Source organism: Marinomonas balearica (assembly GCF_004362145.1).
Lineage (GTDB): Bacteria > Pseudomonadota > Gammaproteobacteria > Pseudomonadales > Marinomonadaceae > Marinomonas > Marinomonas balearica.
On record NZ_SNXC01000002.1, the window covers coordinates 53,117 to 75,849 of the forward strand.

At 42.9% G+C, this 22,733-nt stretch carries 19 protein-coding genes; 10 read left to right on the forward strand and 9 right to left on the reverse strand.

Annotation, left to right across the window (positions count from 1 at the left end; all coding sequences use genetic code 11):
- Window positions 1–3 precede the first annotated feature (3 nt).
- Complete coding sequence (locus DFP79_RS00755; protein WP_133502006.1) at window positions 4–825, forward strand: ion transporter; 822 nt, start codon at window positions 4–6, stop codon at window positions 823–825.
- A gap of 345 nt (window positions 826–1,170) precedes the next feature.
- A complete protein-coding gene (locus tag DFP79_RS00760) occupies window positions 1,171–3,243 on the forward strand; it encodes an EAL domain-containing protein (protein ID WP_133502008.1) in 2,073 nt (690 codons plus the stop codon).
- Between the two features lie 105 nt (window positions 3,244–3,348).
- Here the strand turns inward: DFP79_RS00760 and DFP79_RS00765 are convergent, their stop codons facing one another.
- A complete protein-coding gene (locus DFP79_RS00765; protein ID WP_208111375.1) occupies window positions 3,349–3,915 on the reverse strand; it encodes a YbhB/YbcL family Raf kinase inhibitor-like protein in 567 nt (188 codons plus the stop codon).
- A gap of 64 nt (window positions 3,916–3,979) precedes the next feature.
- Window positions 3,980–4,825: a helix-turn-helix transcriptional regulator gene (locus DFP79_RS00770; RefSeq protein WP_243730163.1), complete on the reverse strand. Its 846-nt coding sequence runs from the start codon at window positions 4,823–4,825 to the stop codon at window positions 3,980–3,982.
- A gap of 155 nt (window positions 4,826–4,980) precedes the next feature.
- Between DFP79_RS00770 and DFP79_RS00775 the strand changes: the two genes are divergently transcribed.
- The 5 genes from DFP79_RS00775 to DFP79_RS00795 all read left to right on the forward strand — a co-directional run bounded on the left by DFP79_RS00775 (window position 4,981) and on the right by DFP79_RS00795 (window position 9,424).
- Window positions 4,981–5,346 carry a DUF6404 family protein gene (locus DFP79_RS00775; RefSeq protein WP_133502010.1) on the forward strand — a complete coding sequence of 122 codons (366 nt, stop codon included), beginning with the start codon at window positions 4,981–4,983 and terminating at the stop codon, window positions 5,344–5,346.
- 328 nt (window positions 5,347–5,674) lie between these two features.
- A complete protein-coding gene (locus DFP79_RS00780) occupies window positions 5,675–6,481 on the forward strand; it encodes a transporter substrate-binding domain-containing protein (protein ID WP_133502012.1) in 807 nt (268 codons plus the stop codon).
- Window positions 6,482–6,544: 63 nt separating this feature from the next.
- Window positions 6,545–7,492, forward strand: coding sequence for an amino acid ABC transporter permease (locus DFP79_RS00785; protein ID WP_133502014.1), 948 nt, complete (start codon window positions 6,545–6,547; stop codon window positions 7,490–7,492).
- Window positions 7,485–8,234 (forward strand): amino acid ABC transporter ATP-binding protein, encoded by a 750-nt coding sequence (locus DFP79_RS00790; protein ID WP_133502015.1) that lies wholly within the window; start codon window positions 7,485–7,487, stop codon window positions 8,232–8,234. The genes DFP79_RS00785 and DFP79_RS00790 overlap by 8 nt, the downstream gene beginning before the upstream one ends.
- A 218-nt stretch (window positions 8,235–8,452) precedes the next feature.
- Complete coding sequence (locus tag DFP79_RS00795; RefSeq protein ID WP_133502017.1) at window positions 8,453–9,424, forward strand: sensor domain-containing diguanylate cyclase; 972 nt, start codon at window positions 8,453–8,455, stop codon at window positions 9,422–9,424.
- Window positions 9,425–9,471: 47 nt separating this feature from the next.
- Here the strand turns inward: DFP79_RS00795 and DFP79_RS00800 are convergent, their stop codons facing one another.
- A complete protein-coding gene (locus DFP79_RS00800) occupies window positions 9,472–10,044 on the reverse strand; it encodes a nucleoside 2-deoxyribosyltransferase (RefSeq protein WP_133502019.1) in 573 nt (190 codons plus the stop codon).
- 76 nt (window positions 10,045–10,120) lie between these two features.
- The gene (locus tag DFP79_RS00805; RefSeq protein ID WP_166637609.1) at window positions 10,121–11,161 is read right to left on the reverse strand and encodes a lactonase family protein; all 1,041 of its coding nucleotides are present in this window, start codon (window positions 11,159–11,161) and stop codon (window positions 10,121–10,123) included.
- A gap of 85 nt (window positions 11,162–11,246) precedes the next feature.
- Here DFP79_RS00805 and DFP79_RS00810 point away from each other — a divergent pair, with 85 nt between their 5' ends.
- Window positions 11,247–12,401 carry a mandelate racemase family protein gene (locus DFP79_RS00810; protein ID WP_133502023.1) on the forward strand — a complete coding sequence of 385 codons (1,155 nt, stop codon included), beginning with the start codon at window positions 11,247–11,249 and terminating at the stop codon, window positions 12,399–12,401.
- Between the two features lie 35 nt (window positions 12,402–12,436).
- Here the strand turns inward: DFP79_RS00810 and DFP79_RS00815 are convergent, their stop codons facing one another.
- Both DFP79_RS00815 and DFP79_RS00820 read right to left on the reverse strand, forming a co-directional pair.
- Window positions 12,437–13,021 (reverse strand): LURP-one-related family protein, encoded by a 585-nt coding sequence (locus DFP79_RS00815; protein ID WP_208111376.1) that lies wholly within the window; start codon window positions 13,019–13,021, stop codon window positions 12,437–12,439.
- Window positions 13,022–13,112: 91 nt separating this feature from the next.
- Window positions 13,113–13,517: a hypothetical protein gene (locus DFP79_RS00820; protein WP_133502024.1), complete on the reverse strand. Its 405-nt coding sequence runs from the start codon at window positions 13,515–13,517 to the stop codon at window positions 13,113–13,115.
- A gap of 375 nt (window positions 13,518–13,892) precedes the next feature.
- Here DFP79_RS00820 and DFP79_RS00825 point away from each other — a divergent pair, with 375 nt between their 5' ends.
- Both DFP79_RS00825 and DFP79_RS00830 read left to right on the forward strand, forming a co-directional pair.
- Window positions 13,893–16,265: a bifunctional diguanylate cyclase/phosphodiesterase gene (locus DFP79_RS00825; RefSeq protein WP_133502026.1), complete on the forward strand. Its 2,373-nt coding sequence runs from the start codon at window positions 13,893–13,895 to the stop codon at window positions 16,263–16,265.
- Between the two features lie 305 nt (window positions 16,266–16,570).
- Complete coding sequence (locus DFP79_RS00830; RefSeq protein WP_133502028.1) at window positions 16,571–18,478, forward strand: putative bifunctional diguanylate cyclase/phosphodiesterase; 1,908 nt, start codon at window positions 16,571–16,573, stop codon at window positions 18,476–18,478.
- 135 nt (window positions 18,479–18,613) lie between these two features.
- Here the strand turns inward: DFP79_RS00830 and DFP79_RS00835 are convergent, their stop codons facing one another.
- From DFP79_RS00835 to DFP79_RS00845, 3 genes are all read right to left on the reverse strand, one after another.
- The gene (locus DFP79_RS00835; RefSeq protein WP_243730164.1) at window positions 18,614–20,350 is read right to left on the reverse strand and encodes a SulP family inorganic anion transporter; all 1,737 of its coding nucleotides are present in this window, start codon (window positions 20,348–20,350) and stop codon (window positions 18,614–18,616) included.
- Between the two features lie 306 nt (window positions 20,351–20,656).
- A complete protein-coding gene (locus DFP79_RS00840) occupies window positions 20,657–21,481 on the reverse strand; it encodes a nitrate- and nitrite sensing domain-containing protein (RefSeq protein WP_133502032.1) in 825 nt (274 codons plus the stop codon).
- Window positions 21,478–22,644, reverse strand: coding sequence for a methyl-accepting chemotaxis protein (locus DFP79_RS00845; RefSeq protein ID WP_166637610.1), 1,167 nt, complete (start codon window positions 22,642–22,644; stop codon window positions 21,478–21,480). Before DFP79_RS00845 ends, DFP79_RS00840 begins: the two co-directional genes overlap by 4 nt.
- Window positions 22,645–22,733: the final 89 nt, after the last annotated feature.

Consider the following 22,733-nt stretch of genomic DNA (forward strand, 5'->3'; position numbering starts at 1 on the left):
CTGATGGAAGTAACCCCTTCAAACTCTTTTCTAGGTTTGGTTAAGCGCGTTGAACGCAGTGTCTGGTTTCAAGGCTTTATTATCAGCATTATTATCATTGCTGCATTGACGGTAGGCGCGAAAACCTATTCGCTGCCCTATGAAGTTGAGCTGGTGATTAACTACCTCGACACCGCGATTACGGTCTTTTTCTTAGTCGAGATTGTTCTGCGGTTTATTTCTTATGAGAAAAAGAGTGCTTTTTTCAAAGATCCTTGGAACGTGTTTGATATGGTCATTGTAGTCGGGAGTCTGATGCCAATTTCCGATACGGATATGATACTGGTGGCTCGATTGCTACGCGTATTCCGTGTTTTAAGATTGGTCTCGATCATTCCTGATTTGAGAGTGCTGATCAATGCACTACTGAAAGCGATTCCTAAAATGGGCTACATCGCTTTGCTCATGTTTATCATCTTTTACTTGTTTGCCGCAGTTGGCTCAATCTTCTTCGAAACGGTTAATGAAACACTGTGGGGTGATATTGCTATCTCCATGTTGACCTTGTTTCGTGTTGCGACATTTGAAGACTGGACGGACGTGATGTATGAGACGATGGCTGTCTACCCGTTCAGCTGGATCTTCTATGTTGTGTTCATCTTCTTAACCGCGTTTGTTTTTCTTAATATGATGGTGGGCGTGGTGTTGGATGTGATGACTCAGGAAACATCAGCAAAAGAGCATCAAGAGCAAGAAGACAATCATCAAGCTTTGGTTAATCAGATCTCTGAATTGCAAAAACAAGTTCAGGCATTGAGTGATAAGCTCGATAAAGGGCAAGATTAACAAGTCGATAATTTGCAATATGTGTGAGTTGTTTGTTTTACCCATTCGCAGCTCACACTACTATGGATTATTGAAGAAGAGTTTAATGGTTAATTTTTTGTGGGTTTAAGCAATCTCGTATTTCGTTATTGAGGCTGTTTTGTCGAAGCGTTTACATTTTCAGGCTTTTTAAAGTAAACGTTACGTATTTAGCAAGGAATGTGAGTGACTCGATTCATTTTAAGCGGTACGATGTTTCAAGTTTATGGATTATATTTTGTGAACGCCCGCTATATTACATTGCTATATATGCTGCATGTTTGGCGTTTATTTGAGGGAAGGTAGAGCGTAAAGAGCTAGAATAGTATGCCTAAAAAATACGAATCATTGGTTATTACTCGCGTTTATTCGCGATTTTTTGCCGTCGTTGCAATTGTTAGCGTTGTCCTCATGGCGTTTAGCCATTCGTCTTTTAATCAAAAGGCGGCTCCTCTTTTTACCGACCCTCTCAATGACATTCGTGCGAACTATACCGTTAATGAGCCCGTTACAGATCAAATTGCGCAATTTCAGACCATTGAAAATGGTTTTATACTGCAATGCCATGTTTCATTAGAGCACCCTATTGAATATTGTGGTGGAAGCCTCGTATTCCCGCGAGAAGCCGGAAAAGAAGTTTCATTTGAAGACATCGATGAATTCTCTTTTGATATTGAGTTAGATTCTAATGCGCCTGGTTATGATGGACGTTTCCGCATGTTTATCAAGTCGATTATTGATGGCGGATTTGACCCCCACCCTGAGAATAGCCATGTAAAGTATCATGCGGTTCGAGTTGATGGCAGCGGACATAAAAGCATTCCTCTTAATCGCTTCGACGTTGAAACATGGTGGGAAAACAAATACCAAATTGCCTTTTCTGAAGCATATAAAGACTTTTCCAAAATCCACAGTGTAGAGTTCGCTATTAATGATGTGCCAGTAAAGGCGGGCGATTATAAAATCCGAGTCTCAAACTTGGTTGCACATGGTCGTGTTATCGATGTCGACCAGTTAAACCAGTGGCTGTTGTATGGCTGGGTATCCAGCTTAGTTCTATTTCTGCTTCATTATGCTTGGCTTAATAACCGATTGCTGAGCCTTGTCCGACGTAATGCGCTTCATGATGCGAACACTGGCCTGCTAAATGCCGCTGGTTTTGAGGATTCGTTACGCACTTTTGATCGTAAATCAGGCTATTTTTACCTAATTAAACTGACTAACTGGCAAAACCTCGTTAAACACTTCGGGGTTATAACGGCTCAGGAGCTTATTAAGAAGAGTCAGATTCATGTCTCTAATCTTCTGGACGACGACAGTATCATCATGGCGAGTCTCGAGAGCGATGAGCTTGCGCTATATTCACCAAAAGGTCGCTTGAGCGTAGCGCAGGAAAAGGCGCTAATTGAAACACTAAAAGAAGGTGAAACGTTCGAGCAGCTGGGGCACATCTGTCTAGAAGTTAAAGTCGGCATTATCGAAGAGAGTTTACTAAAGCGAGAAAGCGATACTTGGATTCACAGTGCGCGTGAAGTGATTGATTCTATCAGCAGTGTGCATGATGAAATTAAAGTGTACACCGATGAGGTGCATGAGGCGGTACGTTATTCGGCTTATATAGAACAAGAAGTGCGAAAAGGGCTAGCGGAAGACAAGTTCCACTTGTTGTTTTTGCCTGTCTATGACGCTACTCGTAATCAAATTATTGGAGCGGAAGCATTGTTACGTTCAAGCTTAGACAGTTTGAGCAATTTGTCTCCTCAGGTTTACGTCACTGTTGCGGAAAAAACAGGTTTGATTCGTGAAATCGATTGCATGGTGATGAACAAAAGCTTGAAAGCGCTGGAAAGCTTATCCTTACCGGACGACTTTATCATATCGATTAATATATCTGCTCAGGAACTGCTTGATACAACCTTTATTGATCGATTTGAAGAGGCGGTTGGCAAAAGTTCCATTTCCCCTTCTCAGCTGCGTTTGGAAATTACTGAAACCTCGTTTGTCGATTTAAATCAAGCCAATACGGATATGTTGGAACGCGTTCGAGAATTAGGGTGCAGTATCTCGCTGGATGATTTTGGCACCGGTTACACATCGTTTAACCACCTTAAAAACATCCCTGTTGATGAAATCAAAATCGATCGTGAGTTTGTTAACGAGATGGACGAATACGAGACAAGCGTTATTATTAAATCCATGATTACGATTGCCCGTTCGTTTAAATATGACCTTGTTGCAGAAGGTATAGAAACGCAATCTCAAATAGAGAGCCTGTATGCGTTAGGGTGTACACGTTTCCAAGGTTATTTCATTTCAAAGCCAACTCAATTAACCGATGTCATTGATTTAAACGAGCGACTTAAATCGAACGAGTTAACGTTAATCAATGCCATCGATTAGTTCTGAGTAGGCTTGGACAGAATGTGTTAATTATGAGTCCAATTGACATCCCTCCCACTAAAAAAATGAAGCCTGTCATCAAGTAATAACGCGGATGAAGCGAGGTTAATCTCTTTTATATAAAGACTCAATGGTGCTGGTGGCAATAGTATTCGCGTTAATCATGTAACCTGTGAGTGCTCCAGATGCATTCTCAGGTAGGTCGATTTTTTCAACTGAAAGGGCGTGTAGTGTGAAACGGTAGTGATGAACGCCGTGGCCTTGAGGAGGGCAAGCACCGCCAAAACCATGCACACCATAATCGTTCGCTGTCTGAACGCTGCCTTCGGGAGTGAATTGGCTGTTCGGGGTTCCTGCGCCTTGTATAAGTTCTTGGACATCAAGAGGGATATTAATAATCTGCCAATGCCACCAGCCACTGCCGGTTGGTGCGTCAGGGTCATACGCCGTGATGGCGAAACTTTTTGTTCCGTCAGGTATGCCAGACCAAGTAAGCTGAGGAGATAGATCATCGCCCGAACAACCGAACCCATTAAACTCTTGGGCTTTTGTCATAAACTCGCCATCGGAGATGTCCTTACTGGTCAGTGTTAATTCTCCCGCCCAGTTTAGCTGTGACACACACAGAGTGGAGATGACGCATAATTGTTTTAAATTCAATGTAATATTCATTAAGTGTTCCCTTAAACGTAGTTAATAAAGACCGTATAAGGGTAGCCTTCTATTCCATGCAGCATTATTCAGATGCTGTCAGACTTTCGCTCAAATCCGCCAACTTTGTTTTTCGCAAATCGCTTGGTGTTAAGCCGAAACGGGTTTTAAAGCGATTGGAAAATCTTGATTGAGAGAGATAGCCACACCGTTCAGATATGATTGATATGGGTAAATGAGTGGTTTGCAGCAAGTGCAACCCCAGACCCAATTTGACTTGGTCTTTGATTTCTTGAACCGATGTTCCTTCGGATTTAAGTCTGCGACGCAAGGTGGATTCGCTCATTGCTAATTCATCACATAGTGTATCCAGAGAAAGATCTTTTTCCGGCTGCAAGCTGATGATGTGATGCAATTTTTGGCTTACTTTATGATTAGAAACCATTCCTAATATGTCGGAGTGCCCCGCTAGAGAAAGTACATGAAGAAGCTCTTTGCGTCTCAACGACCAAAGTTCTTTCGGTGCCCACCGTGCAAACTCAATAAACTGATAGAGACTTTCGTTTAGTTCATGGGATACGTCTCCAATGTAATAGGAGTCTGTATTTTGCGAATTTGTCACATGTGATAACTCGGTGAAATCCTGCCGCTCAAATTCAATGACGAGAGCAAAATAGTGGCTTGGGTTGGGGAGGTTGCGCATATGTACATTCGGGTTGTCGGACAGAAAAACGAATTGCCCTGATGCGCAAAGGTGTTCGCTCACAGAGCCAAGAGATTTCTGGCCGCCCAGTACGACAATCAAGAGCGGATTTACAATGGGAACATTCTTCATCACCTGCTCATCTTTAGCGGAATAAATCGAAAACGGTAAAGGTCTTTCGGTATATGTTACGTCCGTTATCAGATCGATCATCTTGCTGGGTTCCACAATAAGCTCCTTTAGTGATAGATGAATCGCCGCTTCTGTCTCGAAGGCAGAGCCTATGCGTCAAACGTTATCATTAAAATTGAGTAAGACTACAGAAAATAGCCGAAACCTTTTACAATACGGCAAAAATTAAACTCTATCTAATGGGTGATACCTTGTCTTCAGAAAAGTCTTCAGAAAATACTAGCTTCGAAGTTCGATTACAAATGGCGCATGACGAGCTGGAGAAGCGAGGAGTGTGGCGTTCAAATTATAATCCGCCAATATACAGCTTGCTTCGTCGTCTAGGTATTAAGTTACCGCCCCCGTACTTCCTTTCATTTCACGCTAATGTGATCGTAAACTTTGTCTATATGTTAGCGTTAGCCTCAATTATTTTTGCGTTTACTCAAGGCGGCTTTGATGCCAGTGTGTTTGATAAAACACTGCTCTGGAGTATAGCTTACAGTATTTTTATGGCCGTTTTTTATCTGTGGCGTCGCACACAATTAAAATTAGGTGCGTGGAAAAACATAGGATAACCATAAAGCGCAATTAGCACATAATATCGATAAGTTAATGAAATTATTATCGTTTGATAGCTTGACCGTATTTGTCTATACAAGATGCGTCAAAAGAATGTTATCTATCCGTTTACTTGCTGACCAATTGGATATATTGTGCATAAAATGAGATGGCTGGAGTGATGTATTTAAGTACGGCTATTTTAAGGCTAGAAATGAATAATGTTTTGCCTTAACGGTTGGCAGGTTTATTGCTTTTTAAAAGCAGTGAGATAGACATTATTCTAGCAATCTAATGGTAAATTAATCTTTTAAGTATTCTAAAAAACAAACAATGGGGACACTTATGAAATTGGGTATTAAAAAAGCCTTAGCGGGTTTGGCGTTGGCAGGTTCTCTTGTCGCTACAGCAAACGTTAATGCTGCGTCTGCAATCGATGGTATCCTATCAAGCGATGAGCTTAAAGTGTGTTTCGAAGCGGGTTACATTCCGTTTGAAATGAAAACGAAAGACGGTCGATTCATTGGTTTTGATATTGATATTGGCAAACACATGGCTCGAACCATGGATGTTAAGTTTGTTCCTGTTAATACCGCTTGGGATGGCATCATTCCAGCTCTTCAAACTGAGAAATGTGACATCATCATGGGTGGTATGACGATTACGGCTCAGCGTAACCTAAAAGTGATGTTTGCTAACCCGTACATTACGATTGGTCAAACTGTCGTGATAAAGCCTGAGCTAGAAGGCAAAATCACAAGTTATAAAGACCTAAACGATCCAAAATATACAATAACGTCTCAGCTTGGTACGACCGGCGCAGAAGCTGCGAAAAAGTATTTGTCGAAGGCAAAATTGGATTTGTTTGAAACGTCCGCAGACGGTGTACTGCAAGTAGCAAACGGAAAAGCGGATGCGTTTGTTTATGACCTTCCATTTAACGCTTTGTACTCTTCTCAGCATCAAGACACAGTCGTTCATTTAGATGAATCGTTCACTTACGAACCTCTTGGCTGGGCTATTCGTCAAGATGATCCGAACTTCCTTAACTTCTTGAATAATTACCTTACACAAATTAAGAACGATGGTACGTATGATCGTATTTACTCTAAGTGGTTCGAATCGGACTCTTGGGTAGACAGCATTCAATAAGACTCCTTCCCGAGAGGGCTCATAATGTTATGGGCCCTCTTTCACTGCTAATTAAGAGATATCATGGAAACACAATCTAGTCGCTGGCTGGGTCATGGGCTTTATTTGCTTATAATGGCTATCCTCATTTCCGGAGTGTATTTCTCTGGACAACGTATCAACTACACTTGGCATTGGGAGCGTTTATGGCCGTATATTGTAAACACTGACCCACAAGATATTTTTGCTGAGACAGACGGAACCGTAGTGATCGATGAAAAAGGGACTCTAAGCATTGAACCTGATTACGGTGGCGATCCTCAGATTGTTAGAGAATACACAACGTTAGTCGCATATGATGGCGATTTAATCTTTCAAGGCGATACGCTGGCACGATTGGAAGGGTGGCGTTTTGGCCCAATTGCCGAAGGCCTTTGGGTGACGATAAAATTATCGTTTATATCGCTGATATTTTCGATCATTTTAGGGCTAATATTTGGCTTGATGCGGATATCGCACCGGCAAGTGATGCGCAATCTCGCCGTTACGTATGTTGAAGTCATACGCGGTACACCATTATTGGTGCAGATCTTTATCGTCTATTTCTTTATTGGCACTGTATTTGATCTCGATCGATTTACGGCTGGGGTAGCAGCACTGTCTATCTTTACGGGCGCCTATGTTGCTGAAATTGTTCGCGCAGGAATTCAGTCAGTGCCGACAGGTCAAATGGAAGCTGCTCGATCGTTAGGCATGAATTATGTCCAAGCGATGTGCTATGTCATTATGCCGCAAGCCATCAAGCGAACACTACCGCCTTTGGCTGGGCAGTTTATAAACTTAATTAAAGATTCCTCATTGGTTTCTGTTATTTCTATTACAGACTTAACAAAAGCTGGCCGTGAAGTTGTGAGTGGCAGTTTCGCACCGTTTGAGGTGTGGTTTACGGTCGCAGCTCTGTATCTCATCGTGACGGGAGCGTTGTCTTGGGCCATTCAGATCTTAGAAAAGAGGTTATCTGCAAGTGACTGATAAAACATTAAATGCGCCCATTATTCAGGCTCGTCATGTTGATAAGACCTATCCCAATGGTTGTCATGCATTAAAGAAAGTGTCGCTAGATGTTAAACGCGGTGAAGTGGTGGTTATTATTGGGCCAAGTGGTTCCGGTAAATCGACGTTTCTTCGAACATTGAATCAGCTTGAAACCATTTCTACTGGCGCAATCGATATTGATGGAATCGAACTGACCGACAGTTCAACCAATATTAATAAAGTTCGTGAAGAAGTCGGCATGGTGTTTCAGTCGTTTAACTTGTTTCCTCATAAGACCGCATTGGGAAATGTGATGTTGTCGCCGATGAAAGTAAAAAAGGAAACTCGTGCTGAGGCTGAAGTTCATGCTCGTGAGTTACTCACGCGTGTTGGCTTAGCGGAGCGTATGCAGAACTACCCTTCACGTTTGTCTGGTGGACAGCAGCAACGAGTGGCCATTGCGAGAGCATTAGCGATGAAGCCTAAGATCATGTTGTTCGACGAGCCGACTAGTGCGCTGGACCCTGAAATGGTGGGTGAAGTGCTGGATGTTATGAAAGGCCTTGCTCAAGAAGGCATGACCATGGTGGTTGTAACACATGAAATGGGCTTTGCTAAGGAAGTCGCAGACCGAGTTGTTTTCATGGAAGAGGGCGAACTTATTCTAGAAGAATCGCCCGATACCTTCTTCGAATCCAACCACCCTCGTTTGAATCGCTTTTTGGGACAAGTACTGTAATAGTTTGAGTGGCTTTTTCGAAGCCACTATTTCGATTGTTTCTGTTGTCAGGAACGGAAATGGAAACAATCGGAAATATCCATTCTTTACCACTCTTCAGACATACATCACGTTACACATTACTCAACAAACAGACACAATTGAGCCTTCAACGACTGCTATTATTATGTAAATACCTTTATTAGGGTATCAATTTATAGTTTTTAGTGGTGCTCTCGGTGAAAAAACCTGATATTCCTACCAACGATGAAGCGCGTTTATACGCTTTAAACATTCTGCGTATTTTAGACACAGAGCCAGAACAGCGTTTTGATTGCATTACCCGTTTGGCCAGCAATATGTTTGATGTCCCTATTGCCTTAGTGAGCTTAGTAGACGAAGAACGTCAGTGGTTTAAATCTAAAGTAGGTTTGGCGGCCTGTGAAACGAGTCGAGATATTTCGTTTTGTGGTCATTCAATTAACGAAGAAAATCATCTTATTGTTGAGGATGCGACGAAAGATATTCGCTTCTTTGATAACCCTTTAGTAACGGGGGACTTGTCGATTCGTTTTTATACAGGGAAGGTATTGCGAGATCACCAAGGCTACGCTTTAGGAACATTGTGCTTAATTGACACTAAACCTCGGCAGTTCAGTGATGAGAATCTCCAGTCTCTCAATGATCTCGGTAGCATCGTTGAGCGCGAGTTACTTGCACTGCGTTTGGCCAAGTTGGATGGATTAACCCAATTGCTTAATCGCATCGGGTTTGTATCTGACACTGAAAAGTTGTTCTCTTCTGCAAATGATGTACGCTTAAAAGCCTATTATTTTGATTTGGATAACTTCAAATCTCTGAATGACAGTGGAGGTCATGACTTAGGAGACAAGGCACTTAAAGTGTTCTCCTCAGGCTTGCAGGCGAGTTTTCATCATTCTGATTTAGTGGGACGATTGGGTGGTGATGAATTCATGGTCGTGTCCAAAGCAGAGAATAGCAGCGATCTAAACGTGAGCGACCCTATTGCTCAACTAGATCAATATTTGAATACAAACCCCTTGTATGATGAAGGCAATACGTCGGGGCTAAGCTACTCATGGGGAGTAACGGACTTTATCGTTACTCCTGAGACAGACTTTGAGCATATTCTTAAATGCGCAGATCGTGCAATGTACGATCAGAAAATGCGGAAAAGTGATTGCTCTTGAATTCACCGTTCTCTAATGTACTGTTTTCTAACTCATTGCTTATATATTCATGCATTGTATCGTTTTTGCAGCTGAGAAAGTAACGTCTCAAAGACGGTTAAGTCCGTATACAAAGCAGAAGGGTCGACATCGCCCGTTAGAAATAGCCCGTTAGCGATATGGATGCCGCCTTCAAGCATGAGATTATCCATTAAGCCAAATTCTTCTATTTTGTGATCTAGTTTGTCTCGTATTTCTCCTTTAGGTGCATTCGCAAGGTCACCTTCGCCATATTGGTGCCATACTCGATCTAAAAAAGGCGTCGTCGTGTTGCTGTAGGCGGCCAACTTTTTACGTAACCCTCTGCCTAAACCTAGCTCGTAAATTGTCCCTGCGTCTGCACTGGTTCCCCGAAAGGGCGTGAGATTAGCGACTACGATATCGCATTTTTCTACCAACAACTCATTTCCCTTGCTTATTGCTAGGGCCGTATCTAGGGGAGTGGCCTGAGGTGCAATGGTTTTATCTAAAGGAAAAATACCAGTAAACCCATATTTTTCGCACAGCGCTTTTTTCGTTTCGCCGATTTCTTCCGCATTTGGTAAGAATACCTCGGGGCCCGCTAAGTATATTTTTTGCAAAGTAATCTCTCCGTAAATTAAGGCTTATGATGCTAAAGAGAGCGGAGCATAGATTCAAGTCGTCAGATCAATAGTTTTAGACGGGTCGTAATTCTATCCAATCAGGGCTTTTTCCAACCTTAAGTCGGCTCTTGAATGTGAGATGGCCTGAGTGTGGGTGAATCGCGTAGCAGGCAATGTGGTTGGACGATTGACCAGCAGCAATTAAAAATACACTGTCGCGAGTAAGTGCAATGCTTCTCGGACGCTCTTCTGTTTGAACCGTTTGTACATGACTCATTGCCCCTTTCTCGTTTAATGCAAAAACATCGATCGTTGAGGAGCATTTTTCGGATGCATATAAAAATTGCCCATCGTGGCGAATGTGGATGTCTGCCGCCGCAATGTCATTGCGTGGGTTGTATAAGCAGGCGGAAAGCAGCATTTCTTGCTGAACTGTGAGCTTATTTTGAGTGTACTGTATGGCAGTTATTGTGCCGTTTAACTCTCCGATAACGTAAATGAAATTGAGCGTAGGGTGAAAGCCAATATGCCTTGGCCCTGTGCCTTTAGCCAGCTGTAACGTTGTGTCAGGTTGTTCCAACGCTGCGTGCTTTATAAAAGGGGCGGCGCTCCACATACAAATCTGATCACTGCCCAAGCTGCTCGCAAAAGCAAACATTTGGCCATCGCGTTTTATTGAACGAAACATATGAGAATGAGCGCCGATATTGGCGCTTATTGGCGACTTACCTATCGTGTGATCGTTATCTATTTGATAAAGGGAAATATCATGATCTACATACGATGCAGAATATAAAATGTCATCGTATTTGGACGCCCAAATGTACGCGAGATTCTTCTCAATATTTGTTGTTTTTTGATGAACAAGGGCGCCATTATTCTTGATTAAAAAGGTGTGAATGGCGTGTGGTTCTCCGCGGCACGCTGCGTAAAGGTGTTGGCCTTCTGGCGATATGGCTAATGGTAATGTACCGCCAAATTTTTGCACATCAGGTAAAGCTAGGTGACTTACTTTGGACAAGAAACCTGATTGCGCATTGAGCCGACAATGAACAATGTCGTTGCTCCGCGCACATCCAATGTAAAGGTCATAACTCAGCTCAATCTGATCCAAAATTGTACGCTCGAAGAGTAGATTTAAGTATGCTACCTTTAATTTAGGAATAAATAAAACGCCGTTTTATAAAAAAGAGGTGAATATGGATATCGTGTCAATTGAGGTCAATGTGATTCAGTACCTGTCTCAGATATCTCGTGATCAAGCAGGACATGCTCATGCTGGAGCACCCTCAGAGGCTCAAATTGCGATGCTCCGACTTACCTCTGATGACGGCCGTGAAGGCTATGCGTTCGCTCCCCCAGAGGTGATACGTCCTTATGTCGTAGAGCAGTACTTTAAAAAAGCCGCGCTGAATGTGTCAATCCATGCGCGGGAGAGAATCTGGCAAAATTTGTGGCATAGACAGCGTGGCAGTGCAGGTCAACTGACGGATCGTGCCATGGCAGTATTGGATTCTGCATTATGGGATTTAGCAGGGCGGCAACTGAAAGTGCCAGTACATCAATTACTGGGTGGGTATCGAGATAAAGTAAAGGCGTACGGAAGCACGATGTGTGGTGATGAAGTGAGTGGTGGTCTGTCTACTCCAGAGGAGTACGCCGACTTTGCCAATCAGCTCGTACAGCTCGGTTATAAAGGAATTAAGCTCCATACATGGATGCCACCGGTACGCTTTGCCCCCAGCGTTGACCGAGATATTCGGGCATGTGAAGCAGTGAGAGAAGCGGTTGGAGCGGATATCGCTCTCATGTTAGATGGCTACCATTGGTATTCGCGTACTGACACGCTAAAGATAGGGAGAGCGCTTGACCGCTTGAACTTCTCTTGGTTTGAGGAGCCCATGGTTGAAGAATCAATGGAATCGTATCGATGGCTTCAAAGCAAGATAGAAACTCCGATCGTAGGTCCTGAAACCATCGGGGGTAAGCATTTTAGTCGGGCGAGCTGGGCCAAGCAGAATGCATGTGACATTTTACGAATAGGGGTGGCAAACGGGGGCGGTATTTCTCCCTGCATGAAAACTGCCCATCTAGCCGAGGCGTTTGGAATGAATTGTGAGATTCATGGAAATGGTGCCGCAAATTTGGCAGTGGTGGGGGCAATAGGAAATTGCGAGTGGTACGAACGGGGGTTATTACACCCTATGTGTGACTATGATAAGCCGCCAGCGTACCTTCATTCTTTAATTGACCCTATGGACGGCGACGGCTACGTTTCTCTTCCCAAACGACCTGGTTTGGGTGAGGACATTAATTTTGAATACATAGAGTGTAATACAGTGAAGCGTTACTAAGGGCTGCGACGCTACTGCACTTCCCTCTTTCTCGATTATTCCTTCAAAACCATGTCTATGCACATGACCGCAGCAATAATCAGCTGTCTTGCTGGGCTGTTGGCTGCAATATGATCTGATATCTCAAGCACATAATTGTCCGCACTGGTGAACATTTCTTTTCCTATCCCTGCCCATTGTTTGCTTACATGAGCCATTTCGACATCACCATAGAGGAACTTGAAATCCCAGCCAGTCCATTTTCCTTTAAGCTCACAAACTTCATTGCCATCTTGATCATGAATGGAAAATTTTCCTCCAATTGAGAGGAGCTTTTGATGGAAGCTTCCGAGTAAGCGATCGTTTTCGTCGAGCACTTCTACATGAGACCGAAGCAGAGAAATCCCCCTTTTTACTCGAACAACCTGACGGCCATCTTCGGTTCGAATGCGTACATCAAATGGCGTGTATGTTTTATAGTCTGTAAATCGAAGTATCTTAGTGATTAACCCTAAATTTTCTTCGCGACATTCTAGAATTTTGTTGCCCGTCTCTGGGTCAAAAATGTCAAAGTTGTTGGCCGCTTTGAACATACCAACATGTTCTTTAACTAGATAGAGGTTACGAGTTAAGGTGTCCACAGAGATTCTCCTAATGTGTTGAGTCAATACTACGACGATGTGCTCGGAGCATCACGCGTTTAAGAGATTCGACTTTACCATAAAGACGGAATTAAGGTGTGAGTACGTGTTGTTGATGATTTTTCGCGCGCTCGATTAGCATTAAGTAGAGCTCGTTAACGACCGCAAAGCCGTATCCATTAGGGTCGTCACAACTAGAACGGTACTTATGAAGCAGCCGCATTAATTCTGGCAGCACTCTTTCAAAGTACGATGATATGCTTTCGTCTTCTTGCCACTCGACAATATTATGTGATTCCAGCAAAGCCTGCTCGATGACCCAACCGGTATTGCCCCAAAAGTACGATGCGGCTTTCTTACTGTTTGCATCTTTCATCTGTTGTTGCAATAAAGCACTTATTTGGTTTTTCAGATTGGTTTTTAGTTGGAATTCGGTATTTGTGTTTCTTTCATTCGAGTCCGTTTTATTCAACTTACTTAGAATATAGTGTTTCATGAATGCATCCTGCAATAGCTCGAAAGGTAGAGAATATAATCTCTCATGCATTAGATTAGCAGACAAGTGTATTTACACGAGTATTTTTTATTTGCGCTAAGTTTCTTTTTTGATTTTCATCAGGCTCCTGATTCAAACGAGTCATTGTTGGAGTTCGGAAACAATTTTTTTCTATTAAATTATTGACACATTCTGAAATTATTCAGCATACTCTTTTAACTTTTGTAAGGGATATGCAGGATAATTCATTTTATAATGTTCTGTAGTTTGCACTGAAATCTTACTGATATAAATAACAATTATGTGGTTATCTTTAGGGTAATTATTTCATTCGGATTTATTGCAGCGTCGTTATTAAGGAATTAGAGGTTGGGAATGTTAAATACGTTGAAGGGAAGGCTGTACTTAATTGCATTGTTGATTGTGTCGCCTTGTTACGTATTTATTTATCTTAGTTTTGATTACAGTAAAGCTTCTGAAAAGAATGAACTGCATCGATACGCAGATCTGATTTCTATTCAAGCGGTACAAAATCAGGATGCTATTATTGCATCAACGCGTCAGTTTCTTACTTCTCTCGCCGCACAGCCTCCACTGCAACGCCCGGATTCAAAAGAGTGCCAACAATTTGTCCAACGATTAACCTATCTTGATGATCGATACGCTAATATTGGGGTTCCAAATGCCCAAGGTATACTGACTTGCAATGGAACGAAGCTTAACGCTCCTGTAAATGTTGTAGATCGAGGTTATATCAAAGAAGCGTTGACTGAAAAACGCTTTACGACGAGCGGAGCATTAACAGATCGTGCGATTGGTCAACCGACGATCAATTTTGCCTATCCAGTTTGGAGTGACGCTGACCCCGAGGGAAATAATGTCGTAGGTGCTGCTGTCGTTGTTATTTCTCTCGATTGGTGGGCTGATCTCTTAAGCAGTATTGAGCTGCCTAACAAAAGCCTTGCTTACGTCTTAGATGCTAAAGGCAATGCGGTGGCGAGCTTCCCAAAAAACAGTGAATACGAACCTGTTGAAAGTCCGTTCTTGGCCTCAGATATCATAAAAGGCCATGATGGCGTGGAAAGAATCTTCATTGAGTACGATGTTAAAGATGATCTCGGAAGGGTCATGTTAACTTTCGTTACCGGCATCGCAGTCGATGAAGCGTTAGCGGACATTGATGCGCGTTATTCTTTTATTTTTGCTCTTTTTACCGCTTTTGTCGTGGCTCTATTACTTTTACTTCGTATCTTCTTTTTAAATTCCATTCTTGGGCCGCTGAATACTTTGTCAAATATGACATTTCGTATGGGGCTAAATGAAAAGATAACCGAGAAAGACGCAACGGGCGTAAAAGAAATGGACCAGTTGCAAAACCGGTTTATGGTGATGGCTGAGAGAAAAGAGCAGGCAGAACAAAAGATGATTCAGCAGGCTCAAACTGACTTGCTGACAGGAATTGGAAATAGGGAACGCTTCAATCAAGGCTTAATAAACGCGTTGCAAGAGACAAAACGTCATAATCACCAATGCGCTCTTTTACTCATCGATTTGGATCTCTTTAAAGAAATAAACGATACGCGAGGACACCAAGTTGGCGATGAAATCTTGCGTGTTGCGGCAAAAAGGTTGCAGGCTCTGTGTCCAAAAGAACAGCTTATTTGTCGCTTAGGAGGCGATGAATTTATTTTTTTGTTGAGTGGTGCTGGCGTTAACAACGATTACGTACATGATTTTTGTCAAAATATTCAATCTCAAATTTGTACTCCGTTTGATATTTATGATGAAGAAATATTTATCAGTTCGAGTATCGGGATCGCAACTTTTCCAAGGGATGGCTCTGACGAACGTGAGCTAATGGCGGCGGCAGATCAAGCGCTGTATTCTGCAAAACATGCCGGTCGAAATCAGATAAAAGATTTTAATGTCGAGTTGAAATACGCATTACTGGAAAAAATTGAACTCGTAAAAGATCTTCGTAATGCGATTGCGAACAACGAGTTTCATCTGGTTTTTCAACCTATTGTGAATCGATTTGGGAAAGTGGTGAAATTCGAAGCTTTGATTCGATGGTCGCATCCGACGAAAGGCCTGATACCCCCAGATCAGTTTATTGGTTATGCAGAAGAATCTGGCCAAATTATTATGATTGGTGAATGGGTTATTTTGGAAGCGAAAATGGCGTTGGAGAAGCTGAAGGGTTTATATGGAGAGGAGATTCAAGTCAGCGTAAATGTTTCTCCATTACAGCTTTCAAACAGTCAATCTGACAGTACAAAATTGTTGTATGAACTTTTGACGGGCGTGTTCAGTGAATCGACGCCGAATAAAAACGGATTGATCGTTGAGATCACAGAAAATGTATTTATGAGTTCAGAAGAAGGCGCGCAACAACAGCTGTTGAATTTTCGAAAGCATGGTATTCAAGTCGCTTTGGACGACTTTGGAACCGGCTACTCGTCCCTTGCTTATATAATGAATTATCAAATGGATTACCTGAAAATTGACAAAACGTTTGTCAGTCGTCTAGATGGGCCAGAATCATCGGTTTCGTTGTGCGAAGGAATGATTGCCATGGCGCACTCACTGGGTATGACGGTCGTCGCCGAAGGGGTGGAAACATCAGAACAGGCGGCGCTTTTGTGTGAATATGGTTGTGATTATTTACAAGGGTATTATTACTCAAAACCGAAACGATTAGATGAGATTTTGGGCCGCGAAGTGGATCAAAATGTTACTAATACGTAAACACTATTCACTGCTTTAGCTGTTGAGTTTGTAACGATTCCCTTTTTTAACATGTAAACATCCGTAATGCTTAACAGCGTTATGTAGCAGAGGCTTGTAAATTGCTCTCGACCGGAGTAAACCTTGAGTATTAGCGCTTAAGTCGTAAATTAACGACTGCCAAGTTGGACAGTACGAGTTGGATAGTAAGAGTAGATCGTGAGAGCTGGACAGTACTAACTGTGTGCGAAGAGCGTTTGCGATGATGTGCTGCCGCTTTCGTCGTCATCCAACACATACGACAAGGGGGAAAAGTGGAGCAAGCTGTGAACAATGTTTATTCAGACAGTTCCCATTCAGAGAGGCGAGAAGTTCTCAGCCTTCTTTATACTCGCAGTTTAGTCGGTATAGGCGCTGCTCTGGTCTTAGCTTTTGTCTTGGTTTTTGGATTCGACCATCCTTTTGATATGGCGCAACGGCTTATATGGCTTGCTGTGATGACGACGATATTAATGGCTCGGGTGGTGGACCATTTTTGTTACGTTTTCGCAGTTAAACATAATCAAGAACGAATTTATCCTCGTTATATAAAACGCTTTTCTATTTGTCTTATTCTGACGGCGCTTACGTGGAGTGTTTATGGTGTTTGGTTTCACGAAACCTCTACTTTTGTATCCAATATTTCGTCGGTGGTTATTCTAGGTGCGCTGGCAAGTGGCTCAGTTAACTTTTTGTCGGCAAGCCGTTTTCTTTCGGCTGCCTACTCCACGTTGGTGTTGTTGCCGTATTCAATCGTGTTAATTTTCTCTTCCACAGCGAGCTTTCATATATTTGGCTGGCTCGGTATATTTTTTACATCGATTATATTTGCCAATGCGCTTTCTGCCTCTCGTTTTACCAAACAAGCCATTTCACACAAGTATCAGAACCTGCACCTCATATCCCACATGGAAAATGAGATAGAGCAAAGAACGAAACAGCTTGATCATCTGTCGCGGTTTGATTCGTTAACAGATTTACTCAATCGTTATGGTTTTTTAAAAGCGTTAAAACACATTCAAAAAGAGAGCAGACATTATTCTTTAATGTTCGTCGACCTAGATGGGTTCAAATCCATTAATGATCGCTTTGGTCATGCTGTTGGTGACGATTTATTAAAGCAAACGGCTGAACGATTAAAACATTTACTCAATGATTCTGATGTGGTCGGACGATGGGGCGGCGATGAGTTTTTGATTCTGACGCTGGATCAAGAAAAGCTCGAAGAGAAAGCGAATGGCTTGATTCAGAAACTTTCACAACCTTATCTCATTAACCGTATGAGTTTGTCTGTAGGTGCCACGATTGGTGTGGCAAGTTATCCAGAACACGGAGATTCTCATAGCGCACTGATTCAAAATGCAGACATTGCGATGTATCAGCAAAAAAAGATCGAGAAAGGGCTCGTTGGTTTTTTCAACCAAACATTGATTGAAAAGTACAACAGAGAACTCATGCTGAAGAAGAAGCTCGATGAGGCCATCCGAAATAATAGTCTCGAACTGTATTATCAACCTATTTTTGATGCGCGCACGAATGAAGTTGTGTCTTTTGAGGCACTGTGTCGTTGGCAACTTAACGGAGAGTTTATTTCACCAGATGAATTCATCGTCATCGCTGAGCAGCATGGTTTGATACAGGCCTTAGGGAATTGGGTGTTAAAAAGAGCGTGTGAGGACAGCGCGTCATTGAGTCAAGCGTATCCAAATGCCGCAATAGGCATTAACGTTTCTGTTATCCAGTTTCAAAACGATGAGTTTGTTGATCTTATTGAGAAGGTGTTAGCTGAAACAGGCGTAGGTTCATCAAAAATCCATTTAGAGCTGACCGAATCTGTTTTTGCAACTGATAAAGGCGCACTGCTAAAACGTATTGAACGTGTGCGAGATATGGGTATTAAAGTTTCAATTGATGATTTTGGTACAGGGTATTCCTCTCTTTCTGTTATTCAAGACATTGGTGTGGACGTTATAAAAATCGATCGCGCTTTTATAAACAACATATTTAAAAATGGTTCTGCCATTATTGGTGCTGTTGTTCATATGTCTCAATCTATGGGGCAAGGCGTGGTTGCGGAAGGTGTGGAGACGCAAGAGCAAGCGGACAAGCTCATTGCTAATGGTATTTATCATCACCAAGGTTTTTTATATAACAAGCCAGTGCCGCTCTCTGAGTTATTGAAACAAAATTGTTGATAACCCCAGAATAACCCCTCAATCTATCCCCAGATCACTTTTAACGGTTCGAATTGTGGATAGATTGACATTGGGTGATAAACATCGTCAGCGCGTCTGGTGAGCCTGTAATGAGTGCTGAGGGTTGTCTTCGTTCTAAAAAGAGTCCTTATTTGAGATATCTAGCGTCGAAAGCGCATCATCAGCCGAGGCGAAAAAATGATCTTCGCCGATATTCTCCATTAATCCGTAGTTTCTAATTTCGTCCATTACGGTATTTTTAAGTGCGCAAAAGTAGAGAGAGCAGCTTTCTTGTTCAAGGCGACGAGCTTCACGTTCCAGCATTTCCGCTCCGGATAAATCGATAAAGTTGATGCCAGGGCCATGTATGAGAATGTGTCGTAATTGTGGGTCGGCTTTTTGGCGCAACTGAATTTCTTTTTGAATGTGGTTAACAGCGCCAAAAAAGATCGAGCCATCAATTCGAATAATTTTGACCTTTTCAAGCTCGTCTAGATCGAAACGTTCGACGCTACGAAGATCAATGCTTGGTTCGTAAGATTTTGGTGCGACATTCATGACTCTAGGCTGAGACGTGCGTTTTAAATACATTAACAAAGAAACCAATACGCCAAGATAAATGGCAAATTCCAGTGCCATAAAGAGTGTCGCAAAAAAGGTAACTAATAGAATGATGGACTCTTGCCGGTTACTCTTAAAAATATGATGGATATGTTTTGAATCAATCAGATTCCATGCAATAAGCATAATGGCACCGCCCATTGCAGACAGCGGTAAATAAGCCGTTATGTTGGGCACGAACCAAAGAACCAATATGAGCATAAAAGCCGTGAACAGAGCTGCCAGTGGTGTTCTCGCGCCAGCGTCGTAGTTCACTCCAGAGCGTGTAAACGATCCAGAAGCCGCATGACACGAGAAAAAGCTTCCAATCATATTTGCCAGCCCTTGGCCGATAAACTCCTGATTACCGTCAATTCGCTGGCCCGATTTAATGGCGATGGCGCGAGAAATAGAAACCGCTTCTACGAGTCCTAAAATCGCCAGTGCTGTTGCACCGGGTAATAATGCACTGAACAGGTCCTGCGACCAATTCGGCACATAAAAAACAGGTAAACCAGACGGCATTGCACCCACCATACTGACATTATGTGATGTACCTTGAAGCAAGAAACACACTAAAATGCTGGCAAGCATTCCCAACAACATAGGAGGAATAGGCGACTTTAATCGCTTTGCGATCAAAGTGAAGACGATGGTACTGGCAGCAATGACGATATCATAAACATTAGCTTGCCCTAGTGAAGTGAATACGTGGTTCCATGTTGCTAGAAACGACAGCCCTGACTCAAGCTTAACCCCCAAAACATACTTAAATTGACTGGTCGCAATTAAAAGCGCTGCACCCGCGGTGAATCCAATCACGACCGTATGTGAGATAAAGTTGACGAGAACGCCCAACCGAGCGATACCGAGCCCGAACTGGATTACCCCGACCAAAAATGTCAGCAACAGAACCGCAGAGATAAAGTCCGATTGAGTGCTGTCGGCAACACTGCTAGCAATACTTAACACGACGATTGAAATGGCCGCAGCGGGGCCTGAAATAAGATGCCAAGATGAACCAAAGAGTGCGGTTACAATAGGAACGATAATGGCGGTATATAAGCCGTACTCAGGAGGCACGCCCGCAATTAAGGCGTACGCCACACCTTGAGGAAGAACAACGATCAATCCCGTTAAAGCTGCGAGAAAATCAGAATAGATGGATTTTTGGGTCGATGCTTTCATCCATGCTAGGAAAGGCAAATACTGTGCTAACTTCGCGTGGGTAAGATCTAAAGCTAAGCCTGACTTCTCTCTCTCGTTATTCAATGTTTGGTCTCCGACAAAACAACTTCTTTTAGGCAGTGACAAGCGATGAGTCGCGCGCATGTAGGTGCATATACATGTTGTACCATGTAGCAATGGGCGTATCTACTCAATCAGTGTGTGAGTGTAGCCAGTTTGAAGCGCTTTTAAAATGACGTAGATTGATTACTCTGAGGAATGACAGAACACTTATCGTCATGGTCAATTAAAGGGAGCCAAAACGAAAGGAAAACATAATTTGGCTGCCATCCGGTATTTTTCGCACCATGAGAGCTGCCAAATTAAGGTTTTCAGCAGCTTAATTGGTCGTTACTTGATGACTTTTTCTCTCAAGGTTGAATAGCCTTTTAGTACGCCTTCGTACAGTTGATCAATGACTTCTGTGGCTTCTTTGAACAATACATCTGGGTCTTGATCTCTTAAACTTTGGTTTTCAATTCCTTGGCGAATTACAGCGATAAAGCTGGAAATATGTTTAATACTGCGCTCTGGAAAATGCTGATCCAACCCAACTAATCGAGATTCAATACGCGACAAGGTGTACAACAGTTGCAGCTTTTTGTCGGCGCTGACTTCATTATGGCTTGCCGCTTGAACGGACAATGCTCGTATCTGACCGATCGATTCTGTTAGTTCTGGAATGTTTCGGACGAATTGCGCTGCAAGCTCTCGAATTGCGGCATCAGGGTGCGTTGTTAACCCAAACTTGTCTGATACATCCCAGAGCGTGTCTAAAAGCCGAGAAATCAGCCCAGAGTGTGCTCTGAAGCTTTCGTTGCTGGATTGAAAGCTTGCTTGAGTGAGTCGCTTCCAACGGTGTTGAAGTTCTGTTGCTCCGAAACCTTGTTTAAAACTGTGTGTTTCCTCAAATTGTTTAAGTACGGTAAAGCGATGTTGAATATCCGTTTCCAGCGACGCGAGTTTACCTTTGTAGTCGGTTTTACCGTTTAAGTAACCTGAGTGAATACCTCGGTGTTGTTGAATCAGTTTAATAATACCGATGAGCTGTTTAAGGCCTTCTAGACCATTTATGGCTCGGTCTTTTGCCGCCTTTTTAGACCAAACAGTGCTAAAGACGGCGAGGAATGACAAGCCGACAATGATAGAGAGGGCTATAAAGAGTGTCAGTGTCATACAAGTTCTCCTTGCGGTTTGAGCTTAGAAGAAAGCCATTCTAAATAACGAACCATGTCTTTTGTGTCTCGGCTACTCTTTGAGTTTAGTTCACTTACGGAGGCAAGGTGCTGTAAACGTTGCGACATTTGTTCATTGGCTAGACGAAATTCTTCCATCGTTGCACGTGACATGACGACTTCTTCCTGTGTGTCATTCGCGGCAGACTCAATGGAGCTGAGTGATGAGGTAACGTGTTCTAAGGTTTGCTGTGCCTGATTGGTTAATGTGTCGAGATGCTGACTGTTTTTATACGACAGCGTGACCCTGTCATTCATACTCGAAACCAGCTCTGAAATGTCTAAAGTGGCGCTTGCCGTATTTCTCGCGAGAGTTCTGACTTCATCAGCGACGACAGCAAACCCTCTACCTGCTTCTCCCGCGCGTGCGGATTCGATGGAAGCGTTCAAGGCGAGTAGGTTGATTTCCGACGTTATGTCCTTAATACGATCGACAAAGGACGAGATTTCATTCGCGCTTTGAGTGAGTGAATCAATGTGCTCTTGGTTGTGAGTCACCATGCTGCCCACCTCTTTTAGCCGATGCGTTAAATTCAGCAAGACCTCTCGACCTTGCTTGGATTCCGACAACGTACTGAGTGCTTTGGCGCTGGTGCTGTCCAAGTTACCTGCAATATTAGAAATAGTGGCGTTCATTTCTTCACTTGTAGCGGCCAGCGAGTCTAATGCTTGAAACTCTTGCTCAGCGCCAGAGGCAACTTGAGAAGATGAGTTTTGAAGCTCTTTCGCGGTGTATTCCGCTTCCATTGAGCAGTTTTTTAACAGCTCTTCTTTTCGGTCTAGCTCGCGAAGCAATCCATTCACTAGGTTTGCAATATTGTTGAAGTCCTTGTCTTGCTCTGTCAAAGGAAGGGTTTGTTCCTCGCGCTTGAGGGCGGTGATGTGTTCCATTAATGAGCGTATTCGCATACGGCTCAGCCGTTGGCTTGCTATAAAAAAATAACTGGCCAGCAGGAAAGAGACCAAGGGCAGGTCTGTACTGGAGGGCAGCGCATTTAATCCAACATAGGGCGTGAGTGCGCATAGAGTGAGGATTCCGAATAGAACAAGTTTTCCACTATCTGATAGATGTGACAGTACGATTATGCCAGGCGTTAGCAACATACTATTTCTCCTAAGGGCTTTTAGGGGTATAAGCAACAAGTGCGCCATACTTAAAATGGACTTAAGAAGTGAGAAAGACCTTTTTTAGC

Bases quoted from the DNA above. Each gene is read 5' to 3' on its own strand.
- DFP79_RS00755 (WP_133502006.1), top strand. From the start codon at position 4: ATGGAAGTAACCCCTTCAAACTCTTTTCTAGGTTTGGTTAAGCGCGTT.
- DFP79_RS00760 (WP_133502008.1), top strand. From the start codon at position 1,171: ATGCCTAAAAAATACGAATCATTGGTTATTACTCGCGTTTATTCGCGA.
- DFP79_RS00765 (WP_208111375.1), bottom strand. From the start codon at position 3,915: ATGAATATTACATTGAATTTAAAACAATTATGCGTCATCTCCACTCTG.
- DFP79_RS00780 (WP_133502012.1), top strand. From the start codon at position 5,675: ATGAAATTGGGTATTAAAAAAGCCTTAGCGGGTTTGGCGTTGGCAGGT.
- DFP79_RS00785 (WP_133502014.1), top strand. From the start codon at position 6,545: ATGGAAACACAATCTAGTCGCTGGCTGGGTCATGGGCTTTATTTGCTT.
- DFP79_RS00810 (WP_133502023.1), top strand. From the start codon at position 11,247: ATGGATATCGTGTCAATTGAGGTCAATGTGATTCAGTACCTGTCTCAG.
- DFP79_RS00820 (WP_133502024.1), bottom strand. From the start codon at position 13,517: ATGAAACACTATATTCTAAGTAAGTTGAATAAAACGGACTCGAATGAA.
- DFP79_RS00825 (WP_133502026.1), top strand. From the start codon at position 13,893: ATGTTAAATACGTTGAAGGGAAGGCTGTACTTAATTGCATTGTTGATT.
- DFP79_RS00840 (WP_133502032.1), bottom strand. From the start codon at position 21,481: ATGACACTGACACTCTTTATAGCCCTCTCTATCATTGTCGGCTTGTCA.
- DFP79_RS00845 (WP_166637610.1), bottom strand. From the start codon at position 22,644: ATGTTGCTAACGCCTGGCATAATCGTACTGTCACATCTATCAGATAGT.